At 66.5% G+C, this 20,903-nt stretch carries 18 protein-coding genes and 1 other RNA gene; 11 read left to right on the top strand and 8 right to left on the bottom strand.

What is annotated here, in order from left to right; genetic code table 11:
* Positions 1-48: 48 nt before the first annotated feature.
* The 3 genes from ASE11_RS17735 to trxA form a co-directional block, all read right to left on the bottom strand.
* Positions 49-312: a type B 50S ribosomal protein L31 gene (locus ASE11_RS17735; protein ID WP_056274744.1), complete on the bottom strand. Its 264-nt coding sequence runs from the start codon at positions 310-312 to the stop codon at positions 49-51.
* A gap of 99 nt (positions 313-411) precedes the next feature.
* Positions 412-1,674 (bottom strand): transcription termination factor Rho, encoded by a 1,263-nt coding sequence (gene rho / locus ASE11_RS17730; RefSeq protein WP_056274742.1) that lies wholly within the window; start codon positions 1,672-1,674, stop codon positions 412-414.
* A 184-nt stretch (positions 1,675-1,858) separates the two neighbouring features.
* Positions 1,859-2,191, bottom strand: a complete 333-nt coding sequence (trxA, locus tag ASE11_RS17725; RefSeq protein ID WP_056274740.1) for a thioredoxin TrxA — start codon at positions 2,189-2,191, stop codon at positions 1,859-1,861.
* Between the two features lie 122 nt (positions 2,192-2,313).
* Between trxA and ASE11_RS17720 the strand changes: the two genes are divergently transcribed.
* Genes ASE11_RS17720 through ASE11_RS17710 form a run of 3 tightly spaced genes read left to right on the top strand, consistent with a single transcriptional unit; the run spans position 2,314 to position 9,622 of the window.
* Complete coding sequence (locus ASE11_RS17720) at positions 2,314-4,968, top strand: PD-(D/E)XK nuclease family protein (RefSeq protein ID WP_056274738.1); 2,655 nt, start codon at positions 2,314-2,316, stop codon at positions 4,966-4,968.
* Positions 4,965-8,315 (top strand): UvrD-helicase domain-containing protein, encoded by a 3,351-nt coding sequence (locus ASE11_RS17715; RefSeq protein ID WP_056274736.1) that lies wholly within the window; start codon positions 4,965-4,967, stop codon positions 8,313-8,315. Before ASE11_RS17720 ends, ASE11_RS17715 begins: the two co-directional genes overlap by 4 nt.
* Positions 8,312-9,622, top strand: a complete 1,311-nt coding sequence (locus tag ASE11_RS17710; protein ID WP_056274733.1) for a TIGR03862 family flavoprotein — start codon at positions 8,312-8,314, stop codon at positions 9,620-9,622. The genes ASE11_RS17715 and ASE11_RS17710 overlap by 4 nt, the downstream gene beginning before the upstream one ends.
* A 1-nt stretch (position 9,623) precedes the next feature.
* Here ASE11_RS17710 and ASE11_RS17705 read toward each other — a convergent pair whose 3' ends face one another.
* The 3 genes from ASE11_RS17705 to ffs form a co-directional block, all read right to left on the bottom strand.
* Complete coding sequence (locus ASE11_RS17705; RefSeq protein WP_056274731.1) at positions 9,624-9,974, bottom strand: DOPA 4,5-dioxygenase family protein; 351 nt, start codon at positions 9,972-9,974, stop codon at positions 9,624-9,626.
* 1 nt (position 9,975) lies between these two features.
* Complete coding sequence (locus ASE11_RS17700; RefSeq protein ID WP_156406402.1) at positions 9,976-10,599, bottom strand: hypothetical protein; 624 nt, start codon at positions 10,597-10,599, stop codon at positions 9,976-9,978.
* Between the two features lie 374 nt (positions 10,600-10,973).
* Positions 10,974-11,070, bottom strand: an RNA gene (gene ffs, locus ASE11_RS25475) — signal recognition particle sRNA small type.
* A gap of 73 nt (positions 11,071-11,143) precedes the next feature.
* Here ffs and dnaX point away from each other — a divergent pair.
* The 5 genes from dnaX (at position 11,144) to ASE11_RS17675 (ending at position 15,710) form a co-directional block, all read left to right on the top strand.
* Positions 11,144-13,051: a DNA polymerase III subunit gamma/tau gene (gene dnaX / locus ASE11_RS17695; protein WP_056274726.1), complete on the top strand. Its 1,908-nt coding sequence runs from the start codon at positions 11,144-11,146 to the stop codon at positions 13,049-13,051.
* 34 nt (positions 13,052-13,085) lie between these two features.
* Positions 13,086-13,418, top strand: coding sequence for a YbaB/EbfC family nucleoid-associated protein (locus tag ASE11_RS17690; protein WP_056274724.1), 333 nt, complete (start codon positions 13,086-13,088; stop codon positions 13,416-13,418).
* Between the two features lie 18 nt (positions 13,419-13,436).
* On the top strand, positions 13,437-14,051 hold the full coding sequence (recR, locus tag ASE11_RS17685; protein WP_056274722.1) for a recombination mediator RecR: 615 nt from the start codon (positions 13,437-13,439) through the stop codon (positions 14,049-14,051).
* A 35-nt stretch (positions 14,052-14,086) separates the two neighbouring features.
* Positions 14,087-14,491: an MAPEG family protein gene (locus tag ASE11_RS17680; RefSeq protein WP_056274719.1), complete on the top strand. Its 405-nt coding sequence runs from the start codon at positions 14,087-14,089 to the stop codon at positions 14,489-14,491.
* Positions 14,492-14,651: 160 nt separating this feature from the next.
* Positions 14,652-15,710 carry an ABC transporter substrate-binding protein gene (locus ASE11_RS17675; RefSeq protein ID WP_056274718.1) on the top strand — a complete coding sequence of 353 codons (1,059 nt, stop codon included), beginning with the start codon at positions 14,652-14,654 and terminating at the stop codon, positions 15,708-15,710.
* Between the two features lie 11 nt (positions 15,711-15,721).
* Here ASE11_RS17675 and ASE11_RS17670 read toward each other — a convergent pair whose 3' ends face one another.
* Together ASE11_RS17670 and gloB are read right to left on the bottom strand one after the other, a co-directional pair.
* Positions 15,722-17,389: a transglycosylase SLT domain-containing protein gene (locus tag ASE11_RS17670; protein WP_082585826.1), complete on the bottom strand. Its 1,668-nt coding sequence runs from the start codon at positions 17,387-17,389 to the stop codon at positions 15,722-15,724.
* Positions 17,386-18,159, bottom strand: coding sequence for a hydroxyacylglutathione hydrolase (gloB, locus tag ASE11_RS17665; protein WP_056274715.1), 774 nt, complete (start codon positions 18,157-18,159; stop codon positions 17,386-17,388). The genes ASE11_RS17670 and gloB overlap by 4 nt, the downstream gene beginning before the upstream one ends.
* A gap of 112 nt (positions 18,160-18,271) precedes the next feature.
* On the opposite strand from gloB, the gene ASE11_RS17660 reads away from it, so the two are divergent.
* The 3 genes from ASE11_RS17660 (at position 18,272) to ASE11_RS17650 (ending at position 20,892) form a co-directional block, all read left to right on the top strand.
* Positions 18,272-19,078, top strand: coding sequence for a class I SAM-dependent methyltransferase (locus ASE11_RS17660; RefSeq protein WP_200959378.1), 807 nt, complete (start codon positions 18,272-18,274; stop codon positions 19,076-19,078).
* Between the two features lie 47 nt (positions 19,079-19,125).
* Positions 19,126-19,560: a ribonuclease HI gene (gene rnhA, locus ASE11_RS17655; RefSeq protein WP_056274710.1), complete on the top strand. Its 435-nt coding sequence runs from the start codon at positions 19,126-19,128 to the stop codon at positions 19,558-19,560.
* Between the two features lie 153 nt (positions 19,561-19,713).
* Positions 19,714-20,892, top strand: coding sequence for an efflux RND transporter periplasmic adaptor subunit (locus ASE11_RS17650; RefSeq protein WP_056274709.1), 1,179 nt, complete (start codon positions 19,714-19,716; stop codon positions 20,890-20,892).
* Positions 20,893-20,903: the final 11 nt, after the last annotated feature.

The following is a 20,903-nucleotide window of genomic DNA, read 5'->3' as shown; positions in this document are numbered from 1 at the left end:
TTCTTGTGCAGGACCCAGCGCCCCGCGGGACGCTGACCAGCCAGTCGCTTACTTGGCGGCAGGCGTTGCCTTGCCGTAGCGGTTGCGGAAACGCTCCACACGACCACCCATGTTGTCCACGCTCTTCTGCGTGCCGGTGTAGAAGGGGTGCGATTCGCTGGAGGTGTCCAGCTTGTACAGCGGCAGCTCGCGGCCGTCTTCCATCTTGATCATCTCTTTCGTGTTCGCGCAGGAGCGGGTCACGAATTTGAAGCCATTGGAGAGGTCCTGGAAGCAGACTTCGCGGTAGTTGGGGTGAATGCCGTCTTTCATGACGTGTCCTTGAGGTTCAGGTGCGGCAGCCGCAGGAAAACCATTTCCCTGTACTTGTCGCAATTAGCAAAGCCTGCGATTTTAGCAGGAATGTCCAAATCAGCCGCCGCGGCGCATCATGTCGAAGAATTCGGAGTTGTTCTTCGTCGACTTCATGCTCTTGAGCACCATTTCCATCGCCTCGATTTCGTCCATGTTGTACATGAACTGGCGCAGGATGCGGGTCTTCTGCAGGATCTCGGGCTGCAGCAGCAACTCTTCGCGGCGGGTGCCGCTGCGGTTGAGCTGAATCGAGGGGAAGACGCGCTTTTCGTACAGGCGGCGATCCAGGTGGATTTCGCAGTTGCCCGTGCCCTTGAACTCTTCAAAGATCACCTCGTCCATGCGCGAACCGGTGTCGACCAGGGCAGTGGCGATGATGGTGAGCGAGCCGCCTTCCTCGATCTTGCGGGCCGCACCGAAGAAGCGCTTGGGGCGCTGCAGGGCGTTGGCGTCCACGCCGCCGGTGAGCACCTTGCCGCTGGAGGGCAGCACGTTGTTGTAGGCACGGGCCAGGCGGGTGATCGAGTCGAGCATGATCACCACGTCCTTGCCGAGTTCGACCAGGCGTTTGGCGCGCTCGATCACCATTTCGGCCACATGCACGTGGCGCGCGGCGGGTTCGTCAAAGGTGGACGCGATCACCTCGCCGCGCACGGTGCGCTGCATCTCGGTCACTTCTTCAGGGCGCTCGTCCACCAGCAGCACCATGAGCACCACCTCGGGGTGGTTGGCCGAAATGGCGTGGCAGATGTGCTGCATCATGACCGTCTTGCCGCTCTTGGGTGGAGCCACGATCAGGGCGCGCTGTCCGCGACCGATGGGCGCGATGATGTCGATCACGCGGCCGGTGATGTTCTCTTCGCTCTTGATGTCGCGCTCCAGACGCATCTGTTCCTTGGGGAACAGTGGCGTCAGGTTCTCGAACATGATCTTGTGCTTGTTGTCCTCGGGGGGCAGGCCGTTGATCTTGTCGAGCTTGTTGAGCGCGAAGTAGCGTTCGCCGTCCTTCGGGATGCGAACCTCGCCCTCGATCATGTCGCCGGTGTGCAGGTTGAAGCGGCGGATCTGACTGGGTGAGATGTAGATGTCGTCGGTGCTGGCGGTGTAGCTGGTGTCCGGCGCACGCAGGAAGCCAAAGCCGTCGGGCAGCACTTCCAGCACGCCGTCGGCGTACACCAGTTCGCCGCCCTTGGCGCGCTTCTTGATGATGGCGAACATCAGCTCCTGCTTGCGCATGCGGCCGGTGTTTTCGATCTCAAGCGCTTCAGCCTGCTTGAGGACTTCAGACACGTGCAGTGCCTTGAGTTCGTTGAGGTGCATGGAATTCACTCCGGGAGGGAGTTGAGTCGGGAACCGGGGGAGGGGGCGCTGGCGTCCGGATGTCGGACGGTACGCAATTGAGAGGCGGGGTCTGTCGGATCCGCCTGCGGGAAATTATGACAGGAAAAGAAAGCCGCTGAGAAGGGTGCCCGGGCATTGCACCCAGGCACACCTCAACACCGCATCAGGCGAGCTGTTGATCGATGAATGCGGTGAGCTGAGCCTTGCTCATGGCGCCGACCTTGGTGGCTGCCAGCTGGCCGTCCTTGAACAGCATCAGCGTGGGGATGCCACGGATACCGAACTTGGCCGGCACGTCGCGGTTGTCGTCCACATTGAGCTTGGCGATCTTGAGCTTGCCGTCGTAGGAGCCGGCCACTTCATCGAGGATGGGGGCAATCATCTTGCAGGGGCCGCACCATTCGGCCCAGAAGTCGACCAGGACGGGCGCCTGCGCATCCAGCACGTCGGCCTGGAAGCTTGCATCGGAAACATGTTTGATCAGGTCGCTCGCCATGATTCATCCTAAAAAACGTTGAACGGGGAGGTTAAAGTTTGGGCACTTGCGCGGGCTTCAAGAGCTTGAAGGTCACCGCTGGGCCAACCAGTCCGAGCAATTGTGACAGAAACCCCCATTCCATGACGCCTGCCAACCCGCCTTCCGAATCCGGTCTTCCCGCCTTGCCCGGGCAAGAAATCGAAGGCGGCGCTAGCGATTGGTCTTTGTTGATCGAGACCCTGTCGCGGGCGCTGGCCGAGCGCGGCCTGGATGCGGGCAGCGCGGTGGTGTTGGTGCCCTACGCGCAACTCATGGACGTTGGACGGCGTGCCTGGTCGACTCACCATCCCGACGGCTTTGCGCCGCGCTTCGAGTCGAGTCGCAACTGGGCGGCATCGCTGCAACCTTTCATGCCCGGCGCCACCGACCTGAGCATGGACATGGCGCGCGACAGCCTCGTGGCCGCCGCCTTCATCGACCGTGTCGCGCCTGCCCGGGCCGACGCCGAGTTGCGCTCCGTGATGGTGGTCCGCCTCGTGGAGGCCGCGCGACAACTCGCACCCCTGGCTGCGGCCGTGCCACCCGAGCAGCGCATGGCGTGGGCCGAATCGGTGCGCCTGGACCTGTTGCCTGGCCCGGCCTCGCTGCAATGGGAAGGGCTGGTGGCCACGCTGGCGCTGACCTGGGCCAGCACATCCACGTACGCCACCGACGTGTTGTGGAGCCCGCAGGCCAGTCCCGGCGCGGGCGCACAGGCTTTGGTGATACTGCAAGGTTTTCAGACCGATCCGCTGGCCGCCGCTCTGGTGGCGCACTGGGGCGAGCGCGCGCTGAACCTGTCGTGGGACGTGGGTCAGCCGTCGAGCGCCGAAGCCTCGGGCCGGACCTTGCATGCCTGCGACGACGCCGAAGACGAAGCGCAACGCGCGGCGGCCTGTGTGATTGCTCGGATCAACCAGGGTCATCAGCCTGTGGCGCTGGTGACCATCGACCGGCTGCTGACGCGGCGCGTGAGCGCCCTGCTGCACGGCGCTGGTGTGGCCGTGCGCGACGAGACCGGCTGGAAGCTCTCCACCACCCACGCGGCCGCGCAACTCATGAGTTTGTTGCGCGCCGCCTCGCCGCATGCCTCCATGGACGATGTGCTGGACCTGCTCAAGCAGGCCACGCGTTGGTCTGAGGAAACCGTGCTGACGCTGGAGCAGCTCGCCCGCGAAGCCGGTGTGTCGCAATGGCGCGCGGCTGCGCGCACGGCCAGTCTGGAGCACGCCTTGCCCGACGGCCTGAGCGCGATTCTGGAAGGCTTGCAGTCGCCTCGCGGCCTGGTGCCCTGGCTGGACGCGTTGGCGCAGGCCTTGAAGGCCATCGGTCTTTGGGATGCGCTGCAACGGGACGCGGCGGGGCAGCAGGTCTTGCAGGTGCTGCGCCTGGAGGATGGTGCGTCGCGCGAGCTCTCTGACATCGGCGAGACCTTGCCCGATCCGGCCGCGCAGCGTGCAGCCGGGCGCAGATCACTCGCGGCATTGACATCCTGGGTGCGCGACGTGCTGGAGGGCGCGACCTTCATGCCACATGGCACCGGCGACGCGTCGGTGGTGATCCTGCCGATGGCGCAATTGCTCGGCCGTTCGTTCGCGGCTGCGGTGGTGCCCGGTTGCGACGAGGTGCATCTCAACCCCAGCCCGGAGCCACCCGGCTCGTGGACCGCAGCGCAGCGCGAGCTGTTGGGCCTGCCCTCCCGCGAGACCCTGGCACAGGCAGCGGCCAGTGCCTGGCAGGCGCTGCTGTGCATGCCGCGCCTGGATGTGCTGTGGCGAACGCAGGAGCTCGGCGAGCCCGTCATGCCCAGCGCCTGGGTGTTGGCACTGCAAGCTGCGCACGGCCGCAACGGCATCGACCCACGCACACCGACCACCCTGGTATCTGCACCGTCCGCGCGCCCCTCACCGTCCGCCGGCGACGTGTTGCCCGGCGCGCTGTCGGCCAGCGCCTACCAGGATCTGCGCGATTGCCCGTACCGCTTTTTCGCCCTGCGCCAGTTGCGGCTGGTCGATGCGCCCGAACTCGCGGCCGAGCCGGACCAGCGCGACATGGGCAACTGGCTGCACGCGGTGCTGCGCGCCTTTCACGAGCAACGCGGCGATTCGCGCCCCGGGGCCGAGGCGGATCGCGCGGCGCTCGATCGCATCGCCACGGAGACCGCCGCCGCCATGGGACTGAATGCCGGCGAAGGTGGGGCGGGATTCCTGCCCTATGAGGTGGTGTGGCCCGCCACGCGCGACGGCTATCTGGAATGGTTGGCCACGTTTGAAGCCCGCGCCGATCGGCCAGGCCCCCGTTTTGTGCAGGCCGAAGCGGTGATGACGGCCAATGTGGGCCCGTGGAAGCTCTACGGCAAGCTCGACCGCGTGGATGCGCAGGACAGTCCCGAAGGCCCGATCCCGTTCGTGATCGACTACAAGACCGAAAGCCGCAAGACCACCATGGATCGGTTGAAGGAGCCGCTGGAAGACGTGCAACTGGCCTTCTACGCCGCTCTCTTGCCCGACGACAACCTGCGCGCCGCCTACCTCAGCATCAACGACCGGCCGGGCTCGGCGGCCACTGAAAGCGCCACGAAACTGGTGGAACACACCGAGGTGCTGGAGGCGCGCGAGCAGCTGCGCGCTGGTGTTTCGCACGACATGGCCCGTGTGGCCGCGGGCCACCCCATGCCCGCCTTGGGCGAGGGTCGGGTGTGTGAATTCTGCAAGGCCCGCGGCCTGTGTCGCAAAGATTTCTGGAGCCTGGCATGAGCCCCCAGAAGGCCTACCGGATCAACGGCTCGCCCGTGTCCCGCGAAGCCTTTTACGCGCTCGCCTGCGACCCCGCGCGCAGCATCGCGGTGGAGGCGTGCGCCGGCGCGGGCAAGACCTGGATGCTGGTCTCGCGCATCCTGCGCGCGCTGCTTGACGGCTGTGCTCCGCAAGACATCCTGGCGATCACCTTCACCAAGAAGGCCGCGGGCGAAATGCGCAAGCGGCTGGGTGAAGAACTGCGCCGCTGGGCCGATCTGTCCGATGGCGAGCTGCTGGATGTATTGCAGCAGCGCGGCTTGAGTGCAGCCGATGCCGAGCGCCGTGTGCCCGAAGCCCGCAACCTGCATGCGCGCGTGACTGCCTTGGGGCGGCCGGTGCAGGTGCGCACCTTCCACAGCTGGTTCGCGGCCTTGCTGCGCGGCGCCCCCCTGTCGGTGCTGCAAGAGCTGCAGCTGCCGGTGCAGTACGAGCTGCTCGAAGACGACACGCAGGCCGTGGAGCAGGTGTGGCCGCGCTTCTACGGCGCGCTGGCCGCCAGCGTCCCCGACCGCCAGGATTTTGTCGATGCGGTGGGCACACACGGTCGTTTTCAGACGCAACAGGCCTTGCGCAAGGCGCTGCAAAAGCGCGTGGAGTTTGCCCTGGCCGATGCTTCGGGCGTGGTGCAGTGCTCGGTGGATGCGATGGCTGAGCAGTTCCCCGAGTTCGCCGGGTTCGACGATCCACTTCGCTGGCTGGTGGAACACGCGCCCACACGCAGCCTGTTGTCCGGTGCCGCCATTGCACTCGGCCGGGCCGGCGCCGTCACCTTTGCGGCCAAGGGCGTCGAGCTGGAGAAGGCCATCACCGGGCTGGACGGTGCAGCCGCGATCGACGCCCTGCTCACGCAGAAAAACGAGCCACGCAAGTTCAGCGACAAGATCGCCGGCATCGAGCAGGTGCGTGCAGCGCAGGAGATTGCGCTGCGCACGCTGGCGGCGCGCTCGCAGCACCAGGCCTGGCTGCACCACCAGCGCATGGCGCGCCTCACGCGGGTGCTGCTCGCCAGTTTTGCGGCGCTCAAGCGCGAGCGTGGCTGGGTCGACATGAACGATGTGGAGTCCGCCGCGCGCCGCCTGCTGGGTGACGCCGAGCTGTCGGGCTGGTTGCAGCAGCGGCTGGACGCACGGGTGCGCCACCTGCTGATCGACGAATTCCAGGACACCAACCCGCTGCAGTGGCAGGCGCTCTACGGCTGGCTCTCGGCCTATGCCGGTGCCGGCCCGGGCGAGGCGCCGTGCGTGTTTCTCGTGGGGGACCCCAAGCAGTCCATCTACCGCTTTCGCCGCGCCGAGCCGCAGGTGTTCAAGGCCGCGCAGGCCTTTGTGGTGGAGGGCCTCTCGGGCGCCTTGCTCAGTTGCGACCACACCCGCCGCTGCGCACCCGCCGTGGTGGACGCGCTCAACAGCGCCATGCTCGCCGCCGTGCAGGCCGGGGAGTACAGCAGCGATTTTCGCCAGCACACCACCGAGAGCCGCGAACCCGGGCACGTGGTGGCTTTGCCGCAGGTGCCCCGCAGCGCACGCGAACGCGGCACCGTCGCCGGTGGTGATGCCACCTGGCGCGACAGCCTTGTCACGCCACGCGTTTTGCTCGAAGACACCATGTCGGCGCTGGAGGCACGCCAGGCGGCCGACTGGATCGCCGCCGAGATCGGCTCGGGTCGCTTGAGCGCCGATGGTTTGATGGTGCTGGCACGCCGGCGCGAGCGCCTGGCCTGGATGTTCGAGGCGTTGCGCGAACGCGGCATCGCCAGCGAGCAGCCCGAGAAGCTGGACCTGTGCGAATCACCCGCCGTGCAGGACGTGGTGGCCTTGCTGGACGCGCTGGTATCGACCCGCCACGACCTGAGTCTGGCGCGCGCGGTGAAGTCGCCGCTGTTTGGCTGGAGCGACGACGCGCTGGCCTGGCTGGCCCGCTTGCAGCAGCACTGGACGGTGCGCCCCGGCACGGACCCCAAGCCCGTCAAGCCCTCGTGGTGGACCGTGTTGCAGCGCTTCGCGGCTCTTCCCGAGCACGAGAAAGCCGCGTTGCCAGCAGTGCCGGAGCCGCTGGCGCAGGAGTTCGCCGCCACCGCATGGCGCCTCCTGCAATACCGCCAATGGGTGCAGAGCCTGCCGCCGCACGATGCACTCTCGGCCATCTATGGCGATGGTGACGTGCTCGCGCGATTTGCCCGAACCGTGCCCGTCAGCCAGCGCGCCGGTGTGCTCGCACAGCTGCGCGACCTGCTGGCCACTGCGCTGGCGCAGGATGGCGGGCGTTTTCTCACGCCCTACCGCTTCGTGCGCGCCCTCAAGGCTGGCGGCATCAAGGCCACGCCCATGCACAACAGCGGCGCGGTCCGCCTGCTCACGATCCACGGCGCCAAAGGCCTGGAAGCCGACACCGTGCTCATGCTCGACACCGACACCGGCCCTTCGCGTCCGGAGAGCATGGGCGTTTTGATCGACTGGCCGGGCGAAGCGCCGGTGCCACGCCGCTTCGTGTTTCTGGCCAGTGAAAAGAACCCGCCGGCCTGTGCGGCCAGCGCCCTGGCGCTGGAGCAGCAGGCCCGTTCGCTCGAAGAACTCAATGCCCTGTATGTGGCGCTCACGCGGGCCGAATCACGCCTGGTGATCTCCAGCTTCGAGCCCCATGCGCGCGGCAACGCGGCAACCTGGTACGAACGCCTGTTGCCGCTCACGCAGCCGCTGGATGTGCCCACCTCACCGGCACAGCCAATCGCTTCGGATGCGTCGGCCACCGACACCTTCAGCCTGCTCGCGTTGCCACCTTTGACACAGCCCGCGAGCACCGGGCTGCCCGCTGCGGCAGTGCCGGTGGTGGACGACGAACGCACCCGCGTCGGCCTTGCGCTGCACCGCCTGCTGCAGTGGCATCCCACGCCCGCGCGCGGCTTCGACTGGTCCTCCGTGCATGCCCACGCCGTGGCCCGCGAGTTCGCGCTCAGCCCGGCCCAGGCCGTGCAGGCGCAGGCCATGGCGCGGCGCATCGTGCAAGGCGAAGCCGCCTGGGCCTGGGATGACGCCGTGGTCGACGCCACCGGCAACGAGGTCGAGCTGTTCCACCGCGGTGAACTCCTGCGGCTGGACCGTCTGGTCCGGCGCGCCGACACGGGCGAGTGGTGGGTGCTCGATTTCAAGAGTGCGGAGAACCCGGAACAACAACTGGAGCTGCTTGCGAAAATGCAGAGCTACCGCCAGGCGGTGCAAGCCGCGCGGCCCGGCGCCTTGGTGCGCCTGGCCTTCATCAACCTGCATGGTCGTTTGATCGAACTGCAAGACACACCGATCACCTCATGACCCACCCCGGCGCCATTTCATCCTTCAACGTGGACGTGTCCATCATCGGCGGAGGCCCCGCCGGTCTGATGGCCGCCGAGGTCATGAGCCGCGCCGGTCTGGCGGTGCACCTGTTCGACGCCATGCCCTCGGTGGGGCGCAAGTTTCTGCTGGCCGGCAAGGGCGGCATGAACCTCACGCATGCCGAGCCGCTGGATACCTTCGTCACGCGCTACGGTGCGGCGCAAGACCGCGTGCATGCCCTGCTGCGGCACTGGGGCCCGCAAGCCGTGCGCGACTGGGCCTCAGGTCTGGGCATTCAGACCTTCGTGGGCACTTCCAACCGCGTCTTCCCCACCGACATGAAAGCCGCGCCCTTGCTGCGCGCCTGGTTGCATCGGCTGCGCCACCCGGGCGAGGGTGGCGTGCCGGTGGTGTTTCACATGCGCCACCGCTGGCAGGGCTGGAACGCCTCGCCCGACGGTCCGCTGGTGTTTGAAGCACCCGGCGGCAGTGTTGAAGTGCACGCTCGCGCGACCGTGCTCGCGCTGGGCGGCGCCAGCTGGGCGCGCCTGGGGTCCGACGGCGCCTGGGTACCGTGGCTGCAGGCCGCGGGCGTGGCGGTGAACCCGCTACGGCCGAGCAACTGCGGCTTCGATGTGGCCGGCTCGGCGGCACACGGCGTGGTCCAGGGGTGGAGTGCGCATTTCAGCGAACGCTTCGCTGGTCAGCCCTTCAAGTCGGTCGCCCTCCACACAACCGACAGCCTCGGTCAGCACTTTCAGCGCAAGGGCGAGTTCGTGGCCACGGCCACCGGTGTCGAAGGCAGTTTGATCTACGCCGCGTCCAGCCTGCTGCGCGACGAGATCGCTCGCAATGGCCAGGCCACTTTCGAACTCGATCTGCTGCCCGACCGCAGCGCCGAGCAGGTGCTGGCCCACGTGAGCCATCCGCGCGGATCCCGCAGTCTGTCCAGCCACCTCAAGAGCCGGCTCGGCCTGGACGGCATCAAGATGGGCATCCTGCACGAGCGGCTGGACAAGGAAGCGATGAACGATCCCGCGCGGCTTGCCACGGCCATCAAGGCCTTGCCCGTCACTGTGTGCGCGGCCCGACCGATCGATGAAGCGATCAGCAGCGCGGGTGGTGTGCGTTGGGACGCCTTGAACGACGACCTCATGGTCAAGGCGCGTGCGGGGCTGTTCTGTGCTGGCGAGATGCTCGACTGGGAAGCGCCCACCGGTGGCTATCTGCTCACCGCCTGCCTGGCCAGTGGTGTGGCAGCGGGGGAGGGCGTGCGACGCTGGATCGCGGGCTTGCCGGCCTGAGTCAGGCGAGCGCGCTCAGGTCCAGCGCGTACGACTTGCCCAACCACAGCGCGCCGTCGCGGTGGTCGCTCAGCGCGTCTCCGGTGTTGGGGTGAATGAGCACGTCGAGCGCGCCGTGGTTGAGCGACAGCCAGCCCACGACATGGGCGAACTCTGGCGCATCAAAAGCCACCTGGTACGTCCACGCCGGGTGCGGCCCGACCGGCTTTTCATGGAACCGCCCGATCTGCACCCGCGCACCGAGCTCGGTGGCGATGACTTCGCGCAATGCCCAGGCCGCGTCGCGGCTGTCTGCGCCAAAGTACACATGGGCGTGCCAACTGTCGATGGAGGTGGGATCGCGTGTTGTCATGCTAGTTGTAGGGTTCTCTTGCACGGTTGGCCTCCTCCAGCTTGCGGAAATTCACGCAGATCGGATCGTTCGCGTGCGAGGTCTTGAGGCACTCGCGCGCGCGACACAATTCGCGCGTGAAGAAGTTGCCGGCTTCGGCGCAGATCCGGGCCACGGTGGGCGCAGGGGCAACGGGCTTTGCCGGCGCGGGCACAGCGACGGCAGGCTGCACGGGCGTGCTCTGGGCCTGACGACGTGCCTGCTCGGCGCGCTGTTGTTCGAGTTCCTGCGCGGCGCGGGCCTGCTCCTGAGCCGCCAACATTCGCTCGCGTTTCTCGCGTCTCTCGCGTTCGAGTCGCTGCTGTTTCAGTCGGGCGTTGTGCGCGTTCAGCGCATTCACCCGTTCGGCCTCTGCAGCCTCTGCTGCAGGGTCCACCACAGGCGGGGCAGCGGAGCTGGTGGTCTCGGTGGCCGGCGCGCTGACGGTCGGCTCCTTCACCTCCAGCACCGCCGCCACCGGCGGATTGGCAGAGGGTGGCGCCGACTCGGCCGCCAGCGTTGCGGGAACGGGCGATGATGAAAGCGATGGGGTCCTCTGCTGTTGCAGGTAGAACCATGCCGTCAATGCCGCGGTGACCAGCAGCATGCTGATCAACATGAGTTTTCTGCTGCCCATGCCCTTCGGTTCGATCACGGGTTCGAACGCTGGATGAACATCGACACGGGCTGCATCCGCCAAGAGCGGAACTGGGGGTGGTGGTGCTGATGGTGCCGGGCAGCTCGACGACGCCCCTTCAACCGGCGCTGGACTCGACCCGGCGGCCAACTTGCCACCGCAGCCTTTGCAAAAATTCGCCTTTTCGCGGTTCTCCGTCCCGCACTTCGCACACACCTTCCCCATGGCTCTACCTCACTGGTTTTGCAAGGGCTTGTATCACGATCGATGGGGGGCTGTACAGGCGCGCACGCGCTGGGCTTGGCCATCGCGACATTCGACTGGGGGGAGTCTGGAAAAAAGAAGGTGACGAGCCTTGACCCCGGCACTGGATTCACAGTTAGGGCTGCTTGGTTCCCCACCTGACCCGGTTGGCCGCTTCACCATGCGGGAAGGCCCGTCGAGGGTGATTGTAGGCGATGCGCTGTGGTGGCGCAGGGCTTTGGCCCATAACCCGCCGCTTAGAATCGACCGCATGTCCTATGTCGTTCTGGCCCGCAAATACCGCCCGCGCAATTTCACCGAAATGGTAGGCCAGGGCCATGTGGTTCAGGCGCTTTCCAACGCGCTGACCACCCAGCGGCTGCACCACGCCTACCTGTTCACCGGCACGCGGGGCGTGGGCAAGACCACTGTCTCGCGCATCCTCGCCAAGTCGCTCAACTGCCTGGGCACCGACGGACTGGGTGGCATCACCGCCGAGCCGTGTGGTGTGTGTCAGGCCTGCACCGACATCGACAGCGGCCGTTTCGTGGATTACACCGAGCTCGATGCCGCTTCCAACCGGGGCGTGGACGAGGTGCAGGCCCTGCTGGAGCAGGCGGTCTACAAGCCGGTGCAGGGCCGCTTCAAGGTTTTCATGATCGACGAGGTTCACATGCTGACCAACACGGCGTTCAACGCCATGTTGAAGACGCTGGAAGAGCCGCCCGAGTACCTCAAGTTCGTGCTGGCCACGACCGACCCGCAGAAGGTGCCGGTCACGGTGCTGTCGCGCTGTCTGCAGTTCAACCTGCGACCCATGGCGCCCGAGACGGTGCAGGAGCACCTGATGCAGGTGCTGCAGGCCGAGCAGGTGCCCGCCGAAGCCCAGGCCTTGCGCCTCATCTCGCGGGCCGCGCGCGGCTCCATGCGCGACGCGCTTTCTCTCACCGACCAGGCGATCGCCTTTGGCGGTGGCCAGTTGCAGGAGGTCACGGTGCGCCAGATGCTGGGCGCGGTGGACCGTTCGTATGTGCTGCGCCTGATCGACGCGCTGGCGCGGGCCGACGGCGCCACGGTGGTCGACACCATCGATGCGTTGCGCCTCAACGGTCTGAATGCCGCGACCACGCTGGAAGACATGACCGGCGTGCTGCAGCGCATGGCGGTGCTCCAGGCTGTGCCGGGCCGCGCGCCGGCCGATGGCCTGGAAGACCCGGACGACATCGAGATCGAGCGCCTGGCCGGCAGCCTGCCCGCTGATGAGACCCAGTTGCTTTACAGCCTATGCCTGCATGGGCGGGCCGAGCTCGGCCTGGCGCCCGACGAATACGCCGGTTTGACCATGGTGCTGCTGAGGCTGCTGGCTTTCAAGCCTGCGAATGCGGTGGTGGCCGCGGCGGAAAAAAAAACTCTGAAACCCGCTGAGGCCGCCCCACCGCCGGTGGTGGCCGCCGCGCCGGTGAGTGCTCTGGCGGTGCGTGTGGTGCCCGCTGCATCCCCTGTCGTGGTGCCGGTTGCCGCCCCCGTCGCAGCGCCGGTCCCCCAGCCCGTGGTGGTCCAGCCGCCACCGGTTCCTGCACCCGCCAGTCAAGCCGCTGCCTTGCCCGATATGGACGATGCACCCTGGCCCGAAGACGACGGCCCTCCGTGGGAAGAGAACCCCGAGACCGCGCCCACCCCGAGCCGCACGGTGGCCATTCCCGTGCGCGATGCGGGTGAGCCCGGCCGGCTGGACCAGCCCCAGGTCCGTGCCCCCGCAACGCCTTCCGGCCTCGCGCCCATCGCGTCCAGCGAAGAGGGCGATTTCTGGTTCGACGCCATCATGCAACTGGTGCGCAATGAAACGATTTCGGCGCTGGTGCGTGAGTTGGGCCTGCAGTCGCAGCTGGTGGCGCGCGACACCGACCGCTGGGTGTTGCGGGTGGAGCGCGAGTCGCTCAACCAGGGCAACAGCCGCGAACGCCTGTCCACGGCCTTGCAAACCATTGGCCACCAGGTGCGCCTGGTGGTGGAGATCGGCACCGTGATCGACTCACCGTCCCGACGTCTGGCGCTGGAGGCCGAGCGGCTGCAGCGCCAGGCCGAAGCGCAGATCATGGGTGACCCGTTTGTGCAGACCATGATGCGCGACTTTGGCGGCAGAATCGTGCCTGGCACGCTCAAGGCCACACGGGCCTGAGCCTCTCATTCATTCCTACAAAGAAAGACACAGCATGTTCAACAAAGGACAACTTGCCGGCCTCATGAAGCAGGCTCAGGCCATGCAGGACAACCTGAAGAAGGCGCAGGACGAACTGGCCTTCGTCGAAGTCACGGGCGAATCCGGTGCCGGACTGGTCAAGGTGCTCATGACCTGCAAGCACGATGTCAAACGCATCACCATCGACCCCAGCCTGCTGACCGACGACAAGGACATGCTCGAAGACCTGGTGGCTGCGGCGTTCAACGCGGCGGTGCGCAAGGCCGAGGAAACCTCCGCCGAGAAGATGGGCAAGATCACCGCCGGCATGCCTGGCCTGCCTGGCGGCATGAAGTTTCCTTTCTGACGGCCGCTGCCCCCGCGCATGGCCGAAACCCATTCCCTTGAACATCTGGTTCAGGCCCTGCGCCGCCTGCCAGGCGTGGGCGTCAAATCGGCCCAGCGCATGGCGTTTCATTTGTTGCAGCACGACCGCGAGGGCGCCTTGCATCTGGCCCGTGCGCTGGAGCACGCGGCCGCTTCCGTGCAGCATTGCGCGCTGTGCCATACCTTCACCGAAGAAGCCATCTGCCACACCTGCCTGGACCCGCGGCGCGACCGCAGCCAGCTGTGTGTGGTGGAGACACCAGCCGACCAGGCCGCGATGGAGCGCACGGGCGCCTACAAGGGCCTGTTCTTCGTGCTGATGGGCAAGCTCAGCCCGCTGGACGGGGTGGGGCCACACGACATCGGCTTGCAGAAGCTGTTCGACCGCATCGACGCGCCAGCCCAGACGCCGACAGGCGTGTCCGAGGTGCGTGAGGTGATCCTGGCGACCAACTTCACCGCCGAGGGCGAAACCACCGCGCACGTGATCGCCCAGGCGCTCAAGGGGCGTGGCGTGCAAGTCACTCGGTTGGCGCGAGGCGTGCCGGTGGGCAGCGAACTGGAATACGTGGACCTGGGGACCATTGCCCATGCGCTGGTGGACCGGCGCTGAGCGCATCGCTTTTATTTTCCTGAAAGAACCATCCCATGAAATTGGCGGGATTGACCGTGGCCTATTGGTGTGTGCTCGTGGCGTCGGTGTTGCCGATCCTGTGCGCGGGACTGGCCAAGTGGGGCATGTTGGCCACTCCCAGACGCCAAGGCGGTTTCGACAACCACCACCCGCGTCAATGGCTCGCGAAGCAGACCGATTGGCGCGCCCGCGCCAACGCCGCGCAGGCCAACAGCTTTGAAGCGCTGCCGTTTTTCATGGGCGCGGTGATCATCGCCCACCAGCTTGGCGCCTCGCAGCTGCGGCTGGACGTGCTGGCCTTCCTCTACATCGTGCTGCGCCTGCTCTACATCATGATGTACGTGGCCGACCTGGCCACCGTGCGCAGTTTGGTGTGGGGGCTGGCCTTCCTGGTGAACGTCGCGATCCTGTTCGCCTGAGCACGCTGCCACGCTGGTGGCGTCGCGGTTACATCAGCTTGCAAAAAAGACCCTGAAAACGCTCGGTACAAACCCGCTCGGGAATGGTCCCGATGCGGGCGGGCAGTGGGCCCCCTAATCTCTGTGTATTCATAAAGCAATACAGAGAGGACATGGGGGCATGCTCAAGCGCAGAGATTGGGGTCGAGCAGTGGCCGCAGCGGCATTGGCTGCGGGCATGCCGGAGTTGCGCGCGCAATTGGTCGTGGCGCCGGCCGCACCCTTGCCACGCAAGGCACCCAAGCTGGTGATCGCGGTGGATAACCGCACCGACTTCTCCTGCCTGCCCCTGACCATTGCCGACCGGCTGGGCTACTTTGCCAGCGAAGGTGTGGATGTGGAGGTGCGGGACTTCGCGGACGCGTCTCAAGCCATGCAGGCCTTGCTCTCGGGTGCGGTCCACGCGCTGTCGGCGCCTTACAGCAGCACCATCGCCTGGCAAGTGCGCGGCCAATCCTTGCAGTCATTCGTGCTGCAGGGGCGCACGCCCCAGATCGTGGTGGGTGTGTCGACCAAGACGTTCGCGCACTACCGCCAGCTGTCCGATCTCAGGGGCAAGCGGGTGGGGGTGCAGGCCATCGGGTCTTCCGCGCACCGCGTTGCCCGTGCCGTGTTCAGCCGCGGCGGTTTGCGCTCGGGTGACGTGCAGTTCGTGGCCATTCCGAATGCCTGGGCGGCCATCTCGGCCTTTCGCAACGGCGCGCTGGATGCCATCAGCTACACCGACCCGACGGTGACGCAACTGGAGCAGGCTGGAGAGCTGAAGGTGGTGGCCGACACGCGCAGCGTGCGCGGCAATGCCGATGTGTTTGGCGGGCCGATGCCGTCGGCCTGTCTGTGTGCCACGAGCGCATTCCTCACCCAGTTTCCGCGCGCCAGCCAGTCCATGGCGGACGCGATGGTGCATGCGCTCAAGTGGCTGCAGACCGCGGGGCCATCCGACATCATCAAGGTGGTGCCGGAGCGCTACTTTCAGGGTGACCGTTCGCTCTACCTCGCGGCGTTCAACCGGGCGCGCGAGTCCTGGTCGCCCGACGGCCTGATGCCCAACGAGGGGCCGGAGATTGCGGCGCGCCTGGTGGCCCAGTTCGACGAGCCCGGGTCGATGGACCGCTTCGATCTGCCGAACACCTTCACCAACGTGTTCGCCCGCAAGGCCAAGGCCCGTTTCAGGGCCTGAGGCGCACGGGATCAGGGTTTCTTGTCGATCTTGGCGGTGGAAGCCAGGCGTGTCTTGGCGCTGCTCGATGCAAGCGATTTGGTGGTCTTCTTCTTGACCACCACTTTGGCTTTTGCCTTGGTGGGCTGGCCCGCGCTCTTGGCCACCTTGCGGGTACTGCTGGCGGCAGCCTTCTTGGCGGGTGTGCCGCCAGAGGCCGCCAGCGAGATCCGCTTGGGCAACATCAGCTTGACTCGCTGACCGGGCTTGAGGGCGGCATTGACCGCCAGGTTGTTCCAGCCGGCCACGCTGACCGCGCTCACGCCGTAGCGCTGCGCCAGGCGTGCCAGGGTGTCACCCTTGCGCGCCTTGACCACCGAACGCCGCAAGACGACGTCCGGCTGCAGGTTGAGCTGGCCGTTGTCGGCCACGTGCAGGGGCACGTCGCTGTTGCGCTGCCCGGTGCGCGGCACCAGCAGACTGGAGCCGGCGCGCAAGCTCATGCGCGGCGGAATGTTGTTGACCTCGCGCAGCTCGGATTCGCTCATGCCCACGCGCGAGGCGGCCTGCGCCACCGTCATGGTGGTGGGCACAACCCAGGCGGTCCAGCTGGCCAACGGGCCGTCGTGGCTTTGCAGCTTGGTCTGAAAGATCACCGCGTTGTCCCAGGGCAGCAAGATGTTGGGCGTGCCGGCGGCCATCACCACGGGTTGCTTGAGCGAGGGGTTGAGCGCGCGGAAGTCGGCCTCGCTCACCTCAGCCAGGCGCGCGATCACGGCCACATCGATGTCCCGGTCAAGCGTGACGGTGTCGAAGAACGGGTGGTTGCCGATCAGGGGCAGGGTGGTGTTGAACGCCTGCGGCTGGGCCATGATGTTTTTCACCGCTTGCAGCTTGGGCACGTAGGTGCGCGTCTCCAGCGGCATGTTGATGTCGGTGTAGCCGGTGGGCAGGCCCTGGCGCTGGTTCTTGGTGATGGCGCGGTTCACGTTGCCCTGGCCCCAGTTGTAGGCGGCCAGCGCCAGGTGCCAGTCACCGAAACGGCCGTGGAGCTGCTGGAGGTAGTCGAGCGCGGCGCGGGTGGAGGCCAGCACGTCGCGGCGGTCATCGCGAAAGACGTTTTGCTTGAGGTCGAACGACTGCCCGGTGGCTGGCATGAACTGCCACATGCCGGCGGCGCGCGCGCTGGACACCGCCTGCGGGTTGAACGCACTCTCGATGAAGGGCAGCAACGCCAGTTCCATCGGCATGTTGCGGCGTTCGATCTCTTCGACGATGTGAAACAGGTAGCGGCTGGAACGCTCGGTCATGCGCTGGATGTAGTCGGGCCTCGTGGCGTACCAGCGTTCCTGATCGCGCACCAGATCGTTGTCCAGATCGGTCATGGCAAAACCGCGGCGGATGCGTTCCCACAGGTCCGCAGGAGCGGCCAGCAGGGCCACGGGTGGCACGCTGGTGCTGGCCACGCCGATGTCGCTCAGAGGAATGTCGCCCGGCAAGCGGTACGAGGGAAGGCGCGGCCTGGTGCTCGCGCGGTTGCTGGACGGATCGATGGCCGAAGGCGCTGGCGTGCTGTTGCCGTTGTCGACCGTGGCACAGCCTGAAAGAAAGAGACCCGCTACCAGGGCGGCGGTGCTCCACCAGCGGCGGTTGCGAGAGGGGAAAGCAGGGGGAGATGGCAAGGCGAAAGCGTGCGTCATTTGAAGTTGTTTTTCCAGGTCCGTAGCGTGGCGAAGACCGACACGGCGTCGGCGGTGGTGGCCGGCTCGTGGGCTTGGGCCGATCGCACCACGGCCGCCTCTGCGGTGCGCAGGAACGGGTTGATGCTGTTTTCCACTCCGATGGAGCTGGGCAGTGTGGGAAAGTTCTGGGCGCGTTGTTGCTGGCATTTCGCAACGTAAGCGGCGAGGGCTCCATTGTCGGGCTCTATGGCCTGGGCGAACTTCAGGTTGGACAGCGTGTACTCGTGGGTGCAGCACACGCGTGTGTTGGCGGGCAGGGCCGCCAGCCGGGTGAGGGAGTCGAGCATCTGCGCGGGCGTGCCTTCAAACAGACGGCCGCAGCCGCCCGAGAACAGCGTGTCGCCGCAGAAGAGCAGTGGCGAGCCTTTGGCCTCGGCGGCGTAAAAGGCAATGTGGCCGGCGGTGTGGCCCGGCACTTCGATCACCTCGAAGCGCAGGCCGAGCACATCCACGTGTTCACCGGCGCTCACGCGCTGCAGGGGTTCGGGCATGGGCTCAAAGGCCGGGCCGATCACGTGTGCGCCGGTGGCCTCGCGCAGCGCGGCCACGCCACCGGTGTGATCGGCGTGGTGGTGGGTGATCAGGATGGTGTCAAGCGTCAGGCTGTGTTGCTCCAGCCAGGCCAGCACGCCATGAGACTCGCCGGGATCGACCACCAGCGCGCGCTGACCATCGTGGAGGATCCAGATGTAGTTGTCGCTGAAGGCTGGCAGGGGGAACAGTTCCATGGGGTCGGGGCGTGTGTCGATGGGGCGGGGACGTGTAGAGTCCGAGGGGGCTTTCGCGGTGGTTTGCAGTGTCGCAGACTTCGGCTGTTTCATCGCCCCTCTGACGCCACCCATGACCGAAAATTTGACAGGGTTGACCGAATGGTTTCAGACCCCGCCCGGCCAGTATTTGCTGGGCTGGGAGCAGACGCAATTCGACCTGGCGGTGGCCGACCTTTTTGGCTACAACGCCATGCAGCTGGGGCTGCCTGAACTGCAGACCTTGCAGGCCAACCGCATGCCGCACCGCTGGCTGGCCTTGCCGGAGGAGCTCCAGTCCCAGGTGGCACAGGATGCCCAAACGGGGGACTCGAACGGGCTGCCGCAGCGCATGCGGGTGGCGCTGGTCACCGACGCGGCGGCCCTGCCGTTTCCCGCGGCCAGCCTCGATCTTGTCGTGTTGCCGCACACGCTGGAGCTCAGTGCCGATCCGCACCAAGTGCTGCGCGAGGTGGAGCGCGTGCTGGTGCCCGAGGGTCGGGTGGTGATCTCCGGCTTCAACCCGGGCAGCCTGTGGGGTTTGCGCCAGGGGCGGGCCCGGTTGAGCGGGCGCGTCGGCGTGCTGGGAACGCCCGATCTCTTCCTGCCGGATGCGGGTGAATTCATCGGGCCCTGGCGCCTGCGGGACTGGCTGCGTCTGCTGAGTTTTGAAGTAGAGTCGGACCGCTTTGGCTGCTACCGCCCAGCGATGAAAACCGACAAATGGTTGCAGCGCACCGCCTGGATGGACCGTGCCGGCGCCCGCTGGTGGCCCATCTTCGGCGCGGTGTATTTCGTGGTGGCGGTCAAGCGTGTGCGCGGCATGCGTCTGCTGGGGCCGGCCTGGAAGCCCCGCCGCGTTGCGACGCCCGCGCCCGTGCCGGTGGCCAACCGGCGCTGAGCCGTCGTGTGAGGCCATCCATTTCCATTTTTTCAGGAGTTTGACGTTTGAACCATGTGGTGATCTACACCGACGGTGCCTGCAAAGGCAACCCGGGGCCTGGCGGCTGGGGCGTGTATCTGCGCTCGGAAGGGTTCGAGAAGGAGTTGTGGGGCGGCGAGCGCGACACCACCAACAACCGCATGGAGCTGACCGCGGTGATCGAGGCGCTGGCCGCGCTCAAGCGCCCCTGCCGCGTGTCGCTCTATCTCGACAGCGAATACGTGCGCAAGGGCATCACCGAATGGATCCACGGCTGGAAGCGCAAGGGGTGGATCACCGCGGCCAAGCAGCCGGTGAAAAACGCCGAACTCTGGCAGCGGCTGGACGCCTTGGTGCATGGCGGTATCCACCAGATCGAATGGCATTGGGTGAAAGGCCATGCGGGCGATCCGGGTAACGAGCGAGCCGACTCGTTGGCCAACCGAGGTGTCCCGGGTTGATGAGCCTTTCAATGTGTCTGGGGTGTTGGGAACTTCACGCCTGCGTGGCGCTCAGCACTGCTACATTGCAAAGATCGTGAGCATGCCATCGATGCACGGCTGACCTGAGCGCAGCGGCTCGCCCCCCCTCTTTTGAAATTCCACTGAGAAACCATGGCCCAGAAAATGATCTATGTGCTGGTTGCAGTTGCGGGCATCGCCGCGGCCTCCGGTGCGGCCTGGTGGCTGCAGAACAAGCCCTCCGTGGTGGTGGCTGCCCCGGGTACGAACGGGGCAGCGGCCGCCACACCGGCAAGGGGTGGTGGCACAGGCGCGGCGCCGGGGGTGGAGGTGGCCAAAGTCATGGCCATGCGCTTGAAGGACGACGCCCAGGCGGTGGGCACGCTGCGTTCGCGCCAAAGCGTCACGCTCAAGCCCGAGGTCAGTGGCCGCGTGGTCCGCATCGCGTTTGCCGACGGCGCGCAGGTCAAGGCGGGTCAGCTGCTGGTGCAACTGGACGACACCTTGCAGCGCGCCGAGCTGAGTCAGGCGCAAGCCCAGCAGTCGATCGCCCGTGCCAACCTCAAGCGCAACCAGGAACTGGTGGCGCAGAATTTCGTGGCCACCCGCGTGGTGGAGGAAAGCCAGGCCAATCTGCAGGTGGCTGACGCTCAGGTGGCCCTGGCCACCGCGCGCGTGCAGCGCATGCGCATCACGGCGCCCTTCAACGGCACCGTGGGTCTGCGCAGCATCAACCTGGGTCAGTACGTGGGCGATGGCGACGACCTGGTGAATCTGGAAGACACCTCGCTGCTGACCGTGGATTTCCGCCTGCCCGAGCGCTACCAGAGCCGCATCGCCGCCGGCCAGTCCGTGCAGGTGCAACTCGACGCCCTGCCAGGCAAGACTTTCGAAGCCCAGGTGCTGGCGGTCGATCCCCTCCTGGACGCCAATGGACGATCCATCTCGGTGCGCGCGGTGATGCCCAGAACGGCGGGTGCCGATCTGCGTCCGGGCATGTTCGCACGCGTGCTCATCGTGTTTTCGGTGAACGACGCTGCCCTGGTGGTGCCCGAGGAAGCCTTGGTGCCCCAGGGCGGCAAGCAGTTTGTCTTCCTGCTCGATGAGCAGGGGCAGGGCGACGCAAAGAAGTTGCTGTCGCGCCGGGTCGAGGTCGAACCGGGCGTGCGGCGCGGGTCCGTCGTTCAGATCGTCAACGGTGTGGCTTCAGGCGACACGGTGGTGGTGGCCGGACAACAGCGCCTTCAGCGCGACGGCACTGCCGTGCGGGTGGTGAACATGGTGTCAACCACCGAAGGTGCTGCGCAGGCGCGCCAGCCCGTCACGCCCTGACGCCGCCGACC

This window comes from Hydrogenophaga sp. Root209, assembly GCF_001428625.1.
Classification (GTDB): Bacteria; Pseudomonadota; Gammaproteobacteria; order Burkholderiales; family Burkholderiaceae_C; genus Hydrogenophaga.
This window is presented reverse-complemented; position numbering and strand designations above follow the sequence as displayed.